Source organism: Vreelandella titanicae BH1 (assembly GCF_000336575.1).
Classification (GTDB): Bacteria; Pseudomonadota; Gammaproteobacteria; order Pseudomonadales; family Halomonadaceae; genus Vreelandella; species Vreelandella titanicae.
Genome location: NZ_AOPO01000004.1, coordinates 272925 through 288055, shown reverse-complemented (window position 1 = coordinate 288055; position 15131 = coordinate 272925). Strand labels below are relative to the sequence as shown.

At 56.2% G+C, this 15131-nt stretch carries 13 protein-coding genes; 4 read left to right on the top strand and 9 right to left on the bottom strand.

Annotated elements, in window-relative coordinates; genetic code table 11:
- Positions 1 to 19: 19 nt before the first annotated feature.
- The 4 genes from HALTITAN_RS10430 to malE form a co-directional block, all read right to left on the bottom strand.
- On the bottom strand, positions 20 to 1510 hold the full coding sequence (locus HALTITAN_RS10430; protein ID WP_039859186.1) for a TrkH family potassium uptake protein: 1491 nt from the start codon (positions 1508 to 1510) through the stop codon (positions 20 to 22).
- A gap of 133 nt (positions 1511 to 1643) precedes the next feature.
- Positions 1644 to 2534, bottom strand: a complete 891-nt coding sequence (gene malG / locus HALTITAN_RS10425) for a maltose ABC transporter permease MalG (RefSeq protein ID WP_009287077.1) — start codon at positions 2532 to 2534, stop codon at positions 1644 to 1646.
- A 10-nt stretch (positions 2535 to 2544) separates the two neighbouring features.
- Positions 2545 to 4116: a maltose ABC transporter permease MalF gene (gene malF / locus HALTITAN_RS10420; RefSeq protein WP_039859184.1), complete on the bottom strand. Its 1572-nt coding sequence runs from the start codon at positions 4114 to 4116 to the stop codon at positions 2545 to 2547.
- A gap of 74 nt (positions 4117 to 4190) precedes the next feature.
- Positions 4191 to 5378, bottom strand: coding sequence for a maltose/maltodextrin ABC transporter substrate-binding protein MalE (malE, locus tag HALTITAN_RS10415; RefSeq protein WP_039859183.1), 1188 nt, complete (start codon positions 5376 to 5378; stop codon positions 4191 to 4193).
- Positions 5379 to 5669: 291 nt separating this feature from the next.
- On the opposite strand from malE, the gene zwf reads away from it, so the two are divergent.
- The 4 genes from zwf to HALTITAN_RS10395 all read left to right on the top strand — a co-directional run bounded on the left by zwf (position 5670) and on the right by HALTITAN_RS10395 (position 10405).
- Positions 5670 to 7175 carry a glucose-6-phosphate dehydrogenase gene (gene zwf, locus HALTITAN_RS10410; protein WP_039859182.1) on the top strand — a complete coding sequence of 502 codons (1506 nt, stop codon included), beginning with the start codon at positions 5670 to 5672 and terminating at the stop codon, positions 7173 to 7175.
- A gap of 1 nt (position 7176) precedes the next feature.
- Complete coding sequence (gene pgl / locus HALTITAN_RS10405; protein WP_039859181.1) at positions 7177 to 7842, top strand: 6-phosphogluconolactonase; 666 nt, start codon at positions 7177 to 7179, stop codon at positions 7840 to 7842.
- A 45-nt stretch (positions 7843 to 7887) separates the two neighbouring features.
- Entirely contained in the window at positions 7888 to 8550 is a 663-nt protein-coding gene (locus HALTITAN_RS10400; RefSeq protein WP_022523036.1) for a bifunctional 4-hydroxy-2-oxoglutarate aldolase/2-dehydro-3-deoxy-phosphogluconate aldolase, read from the top strand.
- Between the two features lie 259 nt (positions 8551 to 8809).
- On the top strand, positions 8810 to 10405 hold the full coding sequence (locus HALTITAN_RS10395) for a solute:sodium symporter family transporter (RefSeq protein ID WP_009287074.1): 1596 nt from the start codon (positions 8810 to 8812) through the stop codon (positions 10403 to 10405).
- Between the two features lie 93 nt (positions 10406 to 10498).
- Here HALTITAN_RS10395 and HALTITAN_RS10390 read toward each other — a convergent pair whose 3' ends face one another.
- The 5 genes from HALTITAN_RS10390 to HALTITAN_RS10370 are packed head-to-tail and all read right to left on the bottom strand — an operon-like array spanning position 10499 to position 14952.
- Entirely contained in the window at positions 10499 to 11395 is an 897-nt protein-coding gene (locus HALTITAN_RS10390) for an SMP-30/gluconolactonase/LRE family protein (protein WP_039859180.1), read from the bottom strand.
- Between the two features lie 15 nt (positions 11396 to 11410).
- Complete coding sequence (locus tag HALTITAN_RS10385; RefSeq protein ID WP_027957641.1) at positions 11411 to 12016, bottom strand: 2-dehydro-3-deoxy-6-phosphogalactonate aldolase; 606 nt, start codon at positions 12014 to 12016, stop codon at positions 11411 to 11413.
- 22 nt (positions 12017 to 12038) lie between these two features.
- Positions 12039 to 13037, bottom strand: coding sequence for a 2-dehydro-3-deoxygalactonokinase (locus tag HALTITAN_RS10380; RefSeq protein WP_009287072.1), 999 nt, complete (start codon positions 13035 to 13037; stop codon positions 12039 to 12041).
- Positions 13038 to 13040: 3 nt separating this feature from the next.
- Entirely contained in the window at positions 13041 to 14189 is a 1149-nt protein-coding gene (dgoD, locus tag HALTITAN_RS10375) for a galactonate dehydratase (RefSeq protein ID WP_009287071.1), read from the bottom strand.
- Between the two features lie 43 nt (positions 14190 to 14232).
- Entirely contained in the window at positions 14233 to 14952 is a 720-nt protein-coding gene (locus HALTITAN_RS10370) for a FadR/GntR family transcriptional regulator (RefSeq protein WP_039859179.1), read from the bottom strand.
- Positions 14953 to 15131 lie beyond the last annotated feature (179 nt).

The following is a 15131-nucleotide window of genomic DNA, read 5'->3' as shown; positions in this document are numbered from 1 at the left end:
CGTCCTTCAAGATATCCGGCTAGCGTCGCCAGAACATTGGGGTCAGTAACACCACGACGGTGAGTATTTCTAACCGCCCCATCAGCATGCCAATGCATAGCAACCATTTCGCCGCGTCGGGTAGAGGGGCAAAATTACCTGCGGGGCCGATGATATCGCCTAGCCCAGGGCCCACATTGGTGACTGCGGTGGCGGCACCGGAAAGAGCGGTGACTAAATCCAACCCCAGGGCAGAGAGGCTCAACGCCAGTGCCGCTATGGTGATAAAAAAGAAGAACGAGAAGGCCACTACGCTGCGCGAGATATCACTGGTGACCGGCTGATGGTTATAGCGAGTGGTAAACACACCATTGGCATGGATGAGGTAACGCAACTGGTTAAGCAGCATTAAAGAAGCAATCTGAAACCGGAAGATTTTCATTCCGCCGCTAGTAGAGCCGCTGCAGCCGCCCACAAAGGTCAGGTAGAAAAAAGCGACCACCGGCAGCGCCCCCCACTGGGTGTAATCATCCGATGCATAGCCGGTGGTGGTTACCACTGAAATAATGTTAAAGGTAACGTGGGTGAGCGATTCAAACCAGTTGTCGCCCTGGGTGATGCGCCAGACACTGAGTAGCAAAATCGCGGCCATCAAGAGCTTTAACAGCCCAAGTACCTGCTGATCGTTCCATAGGGCACTGCGCGACCCGCGTATAAAACGGATATACAGTACAAAGGGAAGCGCACCGCTCAGCATGAAAAAACTGGCCATCCACAGCAGCCATGGCTGTTCGCTATAGGCGCCGAAGGAAGCGTCGGAATTGGCAAAGCCGCCGGTAGAAAGCGACGTCATACCATGTACGGTGGCGTCTAAGAGCGTCATCCCGCCGAACCAATAACTACCAATCGCGACCAGGGTTAGGCTGACATAGATCGTTAGCGTCGCTTTGGCAATACCGCCAGTGCGTGGCATCACTTTATCCGACCAGTCGGACGACTCGGTGTGAAACAACCGCATACCACCTACTTTAAGAAACGGCAAAATCGCAATACCCATGACGATAATGCCGATGCCGCCCATCCATTGCATGAGCCCTCGCCATAGCTTCAATCCATCGGAAAAGTGCTCAATACCGACCAGAATCGTGGATCCCGTCGTAGTTATCGCTGATACCGATTCAAACACCGCATTGGTGAAGGTTAACTGTGGGGCGCCCAGCACCAGCGGCAGGCTGGCAAAACCGCTAATGGTGACCCAACTGGCGGCGGTAAGAATAAACATCTGCCATGGCTTCAACTCTAAAGCTGCGCGATAGGTGAGTAACCAGGTAAGCGCTGCGGCGCCAAGTACAATTAGAATGGAAACACCGAAGGCAGGTGCGTCAGGGTCTCTTTCAATCAGCAGTACGACGAAAGGCACTAGCATGAACAGCGCTAGCACAACCCAGAGAATCGAAATGATTTTAAAAACAGGTGCCCAGTGCCGATACACATACCTGCTACGGTAAAACCATGGTGTGAATGGAGTCATATGCCCAGCTCGCCGTTTAGTATTCTTAACATCCGCCATGACACCATGACCTTCCATAAAAAGTCTGTAAAAAAACAAAAAAACCCAGCAGAGCGCTGGGTTTGGGCAAGCTAGCTAAACACCTTCGTTAGATTTAACCTTTAACGCCCCCGGCGGTTAATCCACCAATAATCCAACGCTGGCAGATCAGGAACGCCACGGTGATTGGCAGCCCCGAGAGCACGGCAGCGGCGGCGAAGTCGCCCCAGCGCTGATTATGGTCGGCCAGGTACTGCTGGGCGCCCACCGCCAGGGTGAGCTTATGCTCATCCACCAGCAGCACCGAGGCCATGGGGTACTCCATGATGCTCATCACAAACGCCAGGATGAACACCACCATCAGAATCGGCACCGACAGCGGCAGCAGGATGTAGCGAAACGCCTGCCAAGTGCTTGCCCCGTCCACCATGGCGGCTTCTTCGAGCGACCCGTCGATGGATTCGAAGTAGCCCTTGATCGTCCATATATGCAGCGCCACTGCGCCCAGGGAAGCGACAATCAGCGCGCCGTGGGTGTTTATCCCCAGCCAGCCGACGAACTGACCCAGCCGGTCGAACAGCGCGTAGAGTGCCACCAGCGACAATACTGCTGGGAACATTTGGAAAATCAGCATGCCTTTCAACAGCGGCTCCTTGCCCTTAAAGCGCATACGGGCAAAGGCGTAGGCACTGGTGGTGGCAAGCATCAAAATCAGCAGCGAGGACACCACGGCGACTTTGATCGAGTTCCATAGCCACAGCAGCACGGGGAAGGGCGGCTGGATCACGCTGCCGTCGGCGCGCTCCCAGGGAATACCCAAGGCCAGCGCCCAGTGTTCAAGAGAGAAACGCTCGGGGATCAAGCTCCCCGAGGCAAAGTTGCCCTCACGAAACGAAATTGAAATCACCAAAAGCAGCGGAAACACGATCAGTGAAACAAAGCCGATCAGCGCCAAATGGGCGCCCCATCGCCGTGAGCGAATGGAGCGGGGTTGAACCATCGCCATCGTAAACCTCCTAAACCTTAACCTTGGAAAGCCGCAGATTGATGACCGACATGCCCACCACCAGCAGAAAGATCAGCGTGGCAATCGCCGCCGCCAGGCCGAAGTTTTGGCCAGCATCCTGGAAGGCGATTCGGTAGGTGTAGCTCACCAGCAGGTCGGTGGTGCCCGCGGGCGTGCTGGCACCCAGAATGTCCGGGCTGCCCCCGGTGAGCAGCGCAATCAACACGAAATTATTGAAGTTAAAAGCAAAGGCGGCGATTAACAGCGGTGTGAGCGGTTTGATGATCAGCGGCAGGGTGATCTTCATCAGGTTGGTGATCGGCCCGCCGCCGTCTACCGCCGAGGCCTCGTAAAGATCGCCGGGGATCGACTGAATCAGCCCCATGCACAGCAGAAGCATATAGGGGTAGCCCAGCCAGGTGTTGACGATCAGCAGCATGGTTCGGGCCAGCCAGGGGTCGGTAAACCATTCTGGGGAAATGCCGAACAGTGCCTCCAGAATCATGTTCACTTCACCAAAATGCTGATTGAACATGCCTTTGAAAATCAGAATCGAAATAAACGCTGGAACCGCGTAGGGCAGTATCAGTAGCGTCCGATAGACCGCCTTGCCCTTGAGCTGATCCCACTGCAGCAGCGAGGCGAGGACAAACCCCACGGCCAGCGTGAACAGTACGGTGAGCCCGGCAAATACGAAGGTCCAGACAAAAATCTGCATAAACGGCCCGCGAATATCCGGGTCGGTGAAAATCTTGGTGTAGTTGGTGAAGCCCACGTTCACCGGCCACCCGGGGGTGATGCGTTCTCCGTTTTCGGTGACGAAAAAGCCGATATCGTTGTCCGGCGTCAGCACCTGATCCTCCTGCCGATCGTAGAGGCTGCCGTTGTCACGAATCTCATAGCGGTCGATCATTGGCGCGAACTGGCGCAGGCCCGCCATGCGCAGCTCAGTGCCCCCGGGTGTTTGCAGGCGCAGCGCCTGGAGGGCGTCGCGGGCCTGGATGGCTGCGCGCATGGGAAGCGGCTCACCTTCGGGCGGGCCGTCTACGGCTTGGGTTGGAACGCGACGAACTTCGCTGTTAGTTAGGTTGAGCGCGGCGGATAGTAGCCGGTCGTTGTCGCCCGCAGGGGCGTCGCTTTCCAGGTAAAGGCGCACCAGCTCGCCTTCCTGGTAAAGCGCATAGGAAAAGGCAGCGCCTTCTGCCTGGTAGGTTTGATTGGTCAGTTGTGCGCGTACGCGCTCCTGGCTAAGCAGATTGTCCGAGCTGTAGTTGCTGAAGCTGATGCCGACGGTATACACCAGCGGGAAAATGACAAACACGCCAAGCCCGGCCACGGCAGGGAAAATATACCGGTGGCTCATCAGCGAACGTCGGCTGAACACCACGCCCAGCGACGTGCCAAGCACCAAAAAAAGCAGCGCAAATACCCACTGGCCGTGCATGTAAAAGGCCATCACCAGCCAAAGCAGGGCCAGTACCATCAGCCCGATCAAGCTGCGCATTGCCCAGCGGGAATAGCGTTCGGCCACATGGCGGGAGCGGTGGCGGGGCAAGCCCCGCGAAGCATTCGTGGTAAACATGAAAGATGTCCTGCGAAACTGCCCGGCCTTGCCAGCGGTGTGCCATGGTCGGGCAGTGAAGGAAAGGCGAGTGGCTACTGACGCATACGCCGCGCGGCGGCATCCAACGCTTCTTGGGGTGATTGACGCCCGCTGCCGATGTTTTGCAGCGCGGGCTCCATGGCTGCCCAAAAGGCGCCCATTTCGGGAATGTTCGGCATCGGCATGCCAACTTCGGCGTTTTCAAGCGTGGCGGCAATATTGGGGTTGTCGGCCAGTTCCGCTTGATAGTCGATGTGGGCCACAGCCCCCAGCGACCCATCGCTGTTGAAGGTGCGCATACCCTCCTCGCTGAGCAGGTAGTTTTCCAGGAACTCGACGGCCAGAAAGTCATTGGGTGAGGCCGAGTTGATCATTGCCGTCATAACGCCAAACATGGGCTTGGCACGTTCGTCGCCCACCTTGGGCAGCAAGGCGACGCCGTAATCAATGCCACTGCGCTCAAGGTTTGGCCAGGCCCAGGGGCCGCTGATCATGGTTGCTACTTCGCCCTTGTTAAAGCGATTATCCATGATGCTGTAGTCGGTACCTCGCGGCACCACGTCGCTTTCGATAAGCTCGACTAACAGCTCTGCACCTTGCACGGCACCTTCGTTGTTAACGCCAATATCGGTAACGTCGTAGCCTGCGTCAGTTTGTTTAAACGGGTAGCCCCCGTTCGCGGCTAGCAGCGTCCAGCCGTAGTAGGGCTCGCTGTAGTCGAACAGGATGGCTTTTTTACCCTCTTGGGCAAGCGTCTTGTCCAGCTGCATTAACTCGGCAAAGCTCTCCGGCGGGGTGTCCACCAAGGCTTTGTTATAAATGAGACCGAGTGATTCCACTGAAATGGGGTAGCCGTAGGTTTCGCCATTCCACAGGGCGGCTTCCCAGGTGAAGTCGTAAAAAGACTCGCGAAAGCTGTCACTAGGCGCTACCTGTTTTAGTAAGCCACTTTGTGCCCACTCGCCCATCCGGTCGTGGGCCCAGATCACGATGTCCGGCCCTTGGCCACTGCCCGCCGCCTGTTGAAAACGGTCGGTCAGGTTATCCGGAAAGACCACCTCAACTTCTATGCCCGTCTCTTCAAGAAACTGCTCAGCCAGCAGTTGAATGCCTTGCTGGCCTTTGTTGTCGCCCATCCAGATCGTTAGGCGGTCATCTTCGAACGCGAAGGCTGGCAGGGTAGCGCTGGCAGCCAAAGTGGCTGTGAGTAGCGGTCTGATAAAGTAGCGTAGCGTTGCCATCGAGTAATAACCTCATTGTTGTTGTGGTCATTTATTTATCAACTTCCGCAGAGTGGCCAATTATGCGCAAGGTCACCTCCTCCTTAGGGGGCGTAGCAGTGGCGTATATCAAGGGCGTAGAGTAAAAGTGGAAGGAGAAGGATTGATATGAAGTGCTGAGTGCGTTGATAGAGCAGAAACCGTGGTTATTTTGTAGTAAAATTACACGAATTATTGCGTATAATGCCCCCTTTACGGTAGATTTTAGGTAATCTAACTACATTAGATGCCTAATTATAAACAGGAGTGACGATGAGCCAGTCCACTGCTTCCCAAGGTGCACCGCTGGGCGATCCGAATCACGCTATTGATTTAGCGCTGTTTGGAGCGCTGGGTGATCTTGCCATGCGCAAGCTATTTCCTGCCTTATACCATCTTGATCGCGAAGGCTTGATGCCTGAAAGCACGCGCATTATGGGGCTGGCTCGCCATGAGCACGACGCTGCATCATTCCGAAAAATGGTTAACGATGCGCTGCAAAAACGGCTGAAAAGCAGCGAGCAGGATAAGCAGAGCCTCGAGCGTTTTCTCGCCCGCCTAGATTATTTGAAACTCGATTTTTCCAGCGTTGAAGGTTACGACGCCATTCGCCAGTGGCGAAAGGGCTCACCGCGCCCAATGGTGGTCTATCTTTCCGTTGGAGCACCTATTTATGGCGATATCTGCCGTCACCTGCAGGCCAGTAAAAGCCTGGATGATGAGTCCCGCGTGGTGGTTGAGAAACCCATCGGTTACGACCTGCACTCCTCGGTCGAAATTAACGACGCAATTGGTGAAGTGTTCCCCGAGTCGCGGATTTACCGCATCGACCACTATTTGGGTAAAGAGACCGTACAGAACCTGATCGCACTGCGTTTTGCCAACCCGCTGTTTGGCACCCAGTGGAACCAGAACAATATCTCTCATGTGGAAATTACCGTTGCCGAAAAGGTAGGTATCGAAGGGCGCTGGGGCTATTTCGATGAGGCGGGTCAGCTACGCGATATGGTGCAAAACCACCTGCTGCAGCTGCTGTGCTTAATCGCCATGGATCCGCCCTCTAACCTGGATGCCGATGCCATTCGCGATGAGAAGGTCAAGGTGCTTAAGGCACTTAAACCGTTTGTGGGCGAGGCGCTGGGTCGCGATGTAGTGCGCGGTCAATATATCGCGGGCACCAGCGATGGTCAGTCGGTGCCGGGTTACCTGGAAGAAGAGGGCGCCAACACCCAGAGCCAGACCGAAACCTTTGTGGCCATGAAAACCGAAGTGGCTAACTGGCGTTGGGCAGGCGTGCCTTTCTACCTGCGCACCGGTAAACGCATGCCGGAGAAGCTCTCGCAAATTGTTATCCACTTCCGCCAGCAGCCCCACTATATCTTCGACCCGGATCAGCGCGGCATCGCCTCTAATAAGCTGATTATTCGCCTCCAGCCGGAAGAGGGTATAGCGCTGCAAGTGCTGACCAAGGACAGCGGCCTGGATAAGGGCATGCGCCTGCGCCCCGGCCCGCTGCATTTGGACTTCAACAATGCATTTCCCAAATCACGGATACCCGATGCATACGAACGCCTGCTACTCGAAGTTATGAAAGGCCAGCAGTACCTGTTCGTGCGTCGCGACGAAATCGAACACGCCTGGCGCTGGTGCGACCAACTCATCGATGGCTGGAAAAAACGCGATATGCCACCGCGTCGTTATCCCGCAGGTTCTTGGGGGCCGGTCGCTTCTATAGCCATGATTACCCAGGATGGCCGCAGCTGGTACGAGGATTATTAATATGAGCCAAGCACGCCAACAGTTGGCCGAGCAGCTTGCCGAAGCCGTTTTTCAAGCGCTGCAAGAAGACTTAAACCACCAGGAGCGCGTCCTGCTAGTGGTTTCAGGTGGCTCAACGCCAGTACCTTTTTTCAAGGCATTGGCGGCCAAACCGCTACCCTGGGATCGGGTAGATGTAACGCTGGCCGATGAGCGTTGGGTCGACGAGCAGAGCAGCGACAGCAACGCCAAGTTGGTGCGTGAGCATCTGCTACAGGGTAAGGCGGCTGATGCCACCTTTATACCGTTAACTTGCAGTGCGGCTACACCTGAAGAGGGCGTTGATGAAGTGGCCAAGCAAGCGGAAATGCTAGCGTGGCCTGCCAGCGTGGTGATTCTAGGTATGGGCGGCGATGGCCATACGGCGTCACTGTTTCCCGACAGCCCTGAATTGACCCTGGCACTTGCCACAGAGGAACTGCTAGTGGCGGTCAGAACGCCTAGTCAGCCGCAGCCCCGAATTACCTTTTCGGCTGATCGCCTGCATCAGGCGCGGCGGCATATTCTGCATATTACCGGCGATGATAAACGCGCCGTATTGGCCAAGGCACTAAGTGGCGACGATGTTCGTCAACTGCCTATTCGTGCCTTTTTAACCTGCCCACTGGCCATTTATTGGGCGCCTTGAGCGCTAACTGCCTTAGCCAATAATAAGTTGCTTGGAGACTCACTAATGACTATCGACAAACAGTTACCTTCTACACGCACTGCAGAGCTGGATAGCATCTGCTTGAAAGCCGAGGTGATTCCGGTCATCACTATCGAGCGTTTGGAAGATGCGGTACCGCTAGGCCGCGCCCTGGTAGAGGGTGGCTTAACCGTATTGGAAATTACCCTGCGCACTGACTGCGCGCTTGAAGCAGTGAAGCGTATGCGTGAAGCGTTGCCCGGTGCCAGCATTGGCGTGGGCACGGTACTGACGCCCGCCCAGTACCGCCAGGCCGAGCAGGTTGGCGCTGACTTTGTAGTAACACCAGGCGCAACGGAAGCCCTCTATCGTTACGGCGTTGAAAGCCCGGTGCCCATGCTGCCGGGGGTCTCGACAGTTTCTGAACTAATGACCGGCTGGCAGTACGGTTACCGTCGGTTCAAGTTCTTCCCGGCGGAATCCAGCGGTGGAGCCAAAGCCATCAAAGCGTTTGGCGCGCCGATTCCTGAAGCCCGCTTCTGTCCCACTGGCGGTATCACCGTCGACAACGCCGATGATTATCTATCGCTGCCCAATGTGATGTGCGTAGGTGGCTCCTGGCTAACACCCAAAGCAATGGTGGAAGCGGAAGATTGGGATGGCATCCGTGAGCTGGCCCGCCAGTCCGCGGAGCGCTTTCATCACTAAATAGCCCCCTTCGCTGAATTAAAAACCAGTGCTAAGTTTAAAAGAATAGCTTCAGTTTATTGTTTGATAAAACATAGCTGGGGCTTTTTTTATACCCTTTAAGCAGTCTTGAAACACGCTAGAGCTCAATATAAGACCAAAGGCGTATAACGGGCTATATTTAGCTCAACTAAAATGGTGACAAGATTTGTCTGACATTTCGCTATTCGCGCATACATAAAGGTGCGTGCCACTTACAATGATGATGAGGTGAGTCAAAATGCACGCGTTGACCTTGGCGTCCTTCCTGTTTTTTACAGGGCTTGTCGCCTTTATCACTTGGCGGATCACCCGCCGAGATGACCACTCAAGCACCAGCGGCTACTTTCTTGCCGGACGTACGCTAACCTTCCCGCTGATTGCCGGCTCTCTATTGATGACCAACCTCTCCACCGAGCAAATGGTGGGGCTCAATGGGGCGGCCTTTTCTGATGGTTTAAGCGTAATGGCCTGGGAAGTGGTCGCGGTTATCGCCCTAGTGGCGTTGGCGCTATTCTTCCTTCCGCGGTTTTTGAAAAGTGGTATTGCTACGCTGCCGCAGCTTCTCGAAATTCGTTTCGATAAAACGACTCAGCTAATCACCAATATCATCTTCTTGATTGCTTACGCGGTGATTCTGCTACCGATCATTCTCTATTCAGGTGCCATCGGCCTGCAGGGCATGCTCGATCTACAGGGATTAACCGGCATTGAGTCTTCGACGACGCTGCTTTGGCTAACGGTGTGGATCGTCGGTATTATCGGTTCCGTGTATGCCCTGTTTGGTGGCCTGCGCACGGTTGCAGTATCCGACACGCTCAACGGTGTTGGCCTCCTGATCGGCGGTTTTGTGATCGTCTATTTCGGCCTGCAGGCCGTGAGTGACGGCAGCGGCATCATGGAGGGTTGGAACATCCTCAAAGAGAGCGACCCGGATAAGCTGAATTCGATTGGTGGTGCTGATCAGCAGGTGCCGTTCTTTACCCTGTTTACCGGCGTTTTCCTGATTAACCTGTTCTACTGGAGCACCAACCAGCAGATTATTCAGCGTACCTTTGCAGCCAAAAACCTTGCCGAAGGTCAGAAGGGCGTGCTGCTGACCGGTCTCTTCAAGCTGCTGGGACCGCTCTACCTAGTACTGCCTGGCATCATTGCTTATCACCTTTATGCCGATCAGGGCGTGCGTGCCGATGAAGCCTATGGTCATTTGGTTTTTAACGTACTGCCGCCGTACCTCACCGGGTTTTTCGCTGCGGTGATGGTCGGTGCGATCCTGTCGTCGTTTAACTCAGCGCTTAACAGCACTACCACGATTTTCAGCCTGGGCATCTATAAAGGGGTGCTGAATAAAGAGGCCACGGAAGAGCAGGTGGTTAAGTCGGGTAAAGTGTTTGGCTGGATCATGGCCATTCTCACCATGATCATTGCGCCACTGCTGGCAGGTCAGGAGAGCCTGTTTGGCTACCTGCAGAAGATGAACGCGATTTACTTTATTCCGATTCTTGCCGTGGTGCTGGTCGGGCTGCTAACCAAACGTGTTCCGCCAATGGCGGCCAAAATCGCCCTGATCGGCGGCTGCTTATTGATCGCCGCCGGTTACTTTGTGCCACCGTTTACATTGCTGCCGCAGATCATGCACGAGTTCCACTTCGTGGCGCTGGTCTTTGTATTACTGGTGGCGGTGATGCTGATTATCGGCAAGGTGCGCCCAAGGGAAACCGACTGGATTCAGGAGCACAGCGGCGATGTGGATCTAACACCCTGGAAAGGGGCGGTACCCGCCGGTATCGTTTTGGTCGTGTTAGTGATCGTTATGTATATTAGCTTTGCTGGCTGATTGCCCGCCTTGTAGGTAATAGGTGAAGCCGTAACAGAAAGGCCCCGCTAGTATCCGCTAGTGGGGCCTTTTGCTGGGAGGTTCGTGGGAGAGTTATGCCAGACGTAGCGGCGGTTCGGCTAGGCCTTTGATGCCGGTTTCGACCACATAGAGCGAGCCTGCGGTGGGCTCTTGGGCCAGCTGCTCAGCACTGAATCCCTCTTGCGCCGTGGTGATATACAGCGTTTTCAGATCAGGGCCTGCAAACGCCGGGCAGGAGGGTTGGCTGACCGGCAGCTCGACGCGGCCTATTATTTCACCGTTAGGATCCAGACGAACGACCTGCCCAGCCCCCCACAGCGCTAGCCATAGGCAGCCTTCGCTATCCATCACCGCCCCATCCGGATTACCTTGGCTGGAGAAAAAGTCCGCCCAAGGCTGTGGCTCGCCTTGCGGCCAGCCGTCGCTATCCAGCGCCCAGCGCATCACCGCACCCGTCACAGTATCGGTAAACCACGCAAACTCACCATCTGCGGAGAAGCAAATGGCATTGGGAATCGTTAGGCCTGAACGCAGCCGCGAGAGCTCGCCGCGATGCAGGCGGTAAAGGCTTCCAGCGTTTCTTTCAGCGCTTTTCCCCATGCTGGAGAGCCACAGGCTGCCGTGGCGATCAATGCGGGCGTCATTGCTGCGGGTGATGGGATTATCGGCCTCGAAATCACTCAGCTTTTCGATACTGCCGCTGCTTGGGTCGAAGCGGCTTAAACGGTCTTCACCGACTAACAGCAGGCCACCTTCAGCAAGGGGCGCTGCCAGAGACACCCGATGATCGAGCTGATAGTGGCCGCTTTCCCCGGTGGCGGGGGATAGCCAGTGCAGCTGTTTTTCAAGAATGTCGCACCAATAAAGGCGCTGATTTTTGGTGTCCCACTGCGGGCCTTCACCCAGTGAGCAGCGGCAATCGACAGCTAACTCGGCCTGCCACGTTGAAACACTCATATCGGTATTCATTATTGTTGGTTCTCCTTATTGTTCTCCCGCTAACCAGGCATCGACGAGGGCTTGAGCCTGTTTCCCCACCTGAGAGGCGCTTTGGCCAGGTTTGTATAATGCGCTACCCAGACCTGCACCATCGACACCCGCTGCGCGCCATTCGGCGAAGTTATCGACTCCAGCGCCGCCGACGGCATACAAAAGCGTGCCTGCCGGTAGCACGGCGCGTACTGCTTTCATACCTTCTAAGCCTACCTGCACCGCGGGGAAGAGTTTAAGCCCGGTAGCACCTGCATCCAGCGCATCGAATGCTTCTGAAGGCGTCACAATGCCCGGCCAGCTAGCCATGCCGAGCTTATGCGTTTCTTCAATCACCGCTGGCCGACAGTTGGGAGAAACGATTAAGCGCCCACCAGCAGCGTGAACTTCACGCACCTGAGCCGGAGTGAGCACCGTGCCTGCTCCAATGACCGCGCGCTCGCCAAATGCGTCGACCAAGCGGCGAATGCTCTCCAGCGGGTTGGGTGAGTTAAGCGGCACCTCAATCTGGGTGATACCCGCGGCCAGCACCGCTTCCGCGATATCCACGGCCTCATCAGGCGTTACACCGCGTAAAATTCCAATCAGTGGCAGCGACATAGCCAATTTCTCCAAGCTTAATTTATTTTAACGCGTGATGGGCAAGGCGCAGGCCCGCTAAGACGGCGGTGTCGCCATCCACATGTTGTGTCTGATAGCCGATCGCATTGAGTGCCAACGTGTAGCGCTGGCTCAGCGTTTGGTTGCCAATCAGCGTGATTGGCTTATCGCTGGGGCAGTCACGGCAGGCCCCAGCAAGCTCAAGGCCAATGGCGAGCCCAGAGAGCCTGGCCGCAAGAACGGCCCCACGCGTGTCGCCAGCAGGTAGTCGTCCATCGAGTAAATCTTGCGCGCGTAGGCCGAACAGGCGGCTACTAAAGGTTTCGGGGGCTTGATGAATCTCGCTGACGGCCGAAATAAAAGCCTCTCGGCAAGCCGCATCGTTAAGGCCGTTACTTGCCGCAGAGGGTGATAAAACGGAATGTTTCAGCACCGACTGGTTGGCGAGCAGTTGGTAAAGCTCGCCGGTCAGGTAGGTCGAAAACCCGCTCACCGCGCCCGCTTCCAGGCTTGCCCATTTGGCGTGAGTGCCGGGCAGGCAGGCGAGGCCAGTAAAATCTGGCGAATCAGCGACGAGTCCTGCCAACTGGGTCTCTTCACCGCGCATCACATCAAAGTGAGTCGCGGTACCACGGGTTTGGCTTAAACCAGGCAGCAGGTAAACAGCTAGCTGGTTACCCGTAAGCGTTGGTGTGACTGCGCCTTGGCTAAGCTGGTCAAGCCGCGTGGGTACCGGTAAATAGGCGGCTTCCAACCAGCCCTGGCGAGCGCCTGCCATACCGCACACCATCACCTTAGTCGTGCCGGTGGCGGGTAGCCAGTCGCCCACCAGTCGCAGCAGCTCGGCTTCGTACTCGTCGGCCTTTAGCGACAGCATGCCCTTGTCACTACTGGCTTGGGCAATCACTTGGTCGTGTTGATCCAGCCCCCAGACGCGCAGATTGCTGGAGCCCCAGTCAACGGCAATCCAGGTTAATTGACCTGCAATGTCAGGTGTTTCACTCATCTCGGTTGATCCCATGGCTTACCACTCCGCAATAGAGCCATCTTCATGAGTCCAGACCGGGTTGCGCCAGCGGTGGCCCACCTTGGCGCGCTCCTCAACGAACTCCTCGTTGATCTCGACACCCAGGCCTGGGCCTTGGGGAATGGCGCAGAATCCGTCTTCAATGGCGAGGGCGGATTTATCGACCAGGTAATCGAGGACATCGTTGCCCTGGTTGTAGTGAATGCCCATGCTCTGCTCTTGGATAAAGGCGTTGTGGCTGACCGCATCCAGCTGTAAAGAGGCGGCCAGGGTTAACGGGCCGAGCGGGCAGTGGGGCGCTAAGGCGACGTCATAAGCGGAGGCTAGGGCGGCGATTTTGAGACCTTCGCTAATGCCACCGCAGTGGGAAATATCCGGCTGGATAATGTCGATCATGCCATCGGCCAGCAGGTCGCGGAACTGAAAACGGGTATGCAGCCGCTCGCCGGTGGCTAGCGGGTAGCCAAGCCCGCCAGCAATATCCTTCAAGCAGGGCAGATGCTCGGGGGCGACCGGCTCTTCCACAAACATGGGGTGAAAGGGTTCTAGCTCGCGCAGCAGTGCTTTGGCCATAGGGCGGTGCACGCGGCCATGGAAGTCGATGCCGATGCCTACATCTGGCCCAACGGCGTTGCGGGCTTCTGCTACCCGGGCGACGGCTTCATCGACCTTGCGGTGTGAGTCGACGATTTGCAGCTCGGGGGTGCCGTTCATTTTAAAAGCCGTGAAGCCTTTGTCGACCAGCGCTTTGGCACCCGCGCCTACGTCGCTTGGGCGGTCGCCACCCGTCCAGGCATACATGCGCATTTTGTCGCGCACGGCACCGCCTAACAACTGATGAACGGGCACACCCAGGTCGCGACCTTTAAGATCCCACAGCGCCTGGTCAATACCGGCAATCGCACTCATCAGAATCGGCCCGCCGCGATAAAAACCGGCGCGATACATGATGTTCCAAAGATGCTCGATGCGGTGCGGGTCTTGGCCGATCAAGTAGTCGGAAAGCTCGTGTACGGCGGCTTCAACGGTTGCCGCGCGGCCTTCAATTACCGGTTCACCCCAGCCGTAACAGCCTTCATCGGTCTCGATCTTGAGAAACAGCCAGCGCGGGGGGACTTGCCAGGTCTTGAGTTTGGTAATTTTCATGTTCAGTCATCCTTCTGAATAGATAGTATTCATTGAGTAATTGTTAGCTGACGATGCCAAGGTCGATGGCCGTGCGGCGCAGCACTTCTCTCGCGGCGGTTTCTGCGGCGCTGGCATCGTGGCTGCGGATAGCGTCAAGTACCTGGCGGTGGCGCGCGAGACTGTCGTCCAGGGTGTCCGTGCGGTGTTGCGAGCGATGTATTAGCGCCATGATCGAAGGGCGCAATAAATGGCCCATTTGCCGCCAGACTAAATTGTGGCTGGCCCGGTAGGTGGCGTCGTGAAAGGCGACATCGTACTCGGCATGCTCAGCACGCGCTTCAACACTGCCGGCGCTGCTCTCCATGCCTGCATAGGCGCTCTCCAGACGTTCTATGTCTTCAGCCTGAGCTGCCTGGGCAGCGAGTCCTGCGACCACCGGTTCAGCAGAAAAACGAAAGGCGTAAATGGCCCTTACCAACTGCGGGTCAAGGTTGACTAGCCCGGTCATCCATTCGCTCATCAGTGGGTCGAGTAGATGCCAATCGCCTACCTCGCGAACCAGCGTGCCACGGCCCGCGGTGCGCTCTAATAAACCCGCAGCGGTGAGACTGGTGAGTGCGTTACGCACTTGGTTTCGGCTAACGGCAAAGTGTTTGCCGATATCCAGCTCACGGGGGAAAACATCGCCTGGCTGCCAATGGCCTGCCAGCAGGGCCTGGGCGAGTAAACGGGCTAACTGTTCAGCGCCACCCTGGTGGGGCGGTAGAGCATCCAGCGTCATCGGTCATCTCTTGTTCTTTATTGGATAAACCCTAGTCTAGTAAATGTCTGACATTTCCACAAGCGAGCCGCTTTAGACAAAAGTCCGAATTAGATTGGCGACGAGTCGACCCCTAAGAAGCATAAAAAAAGCGCGCCTGCGTGGGGCGCGCCATTTGTTAATGGGTTATAGTTCTACTT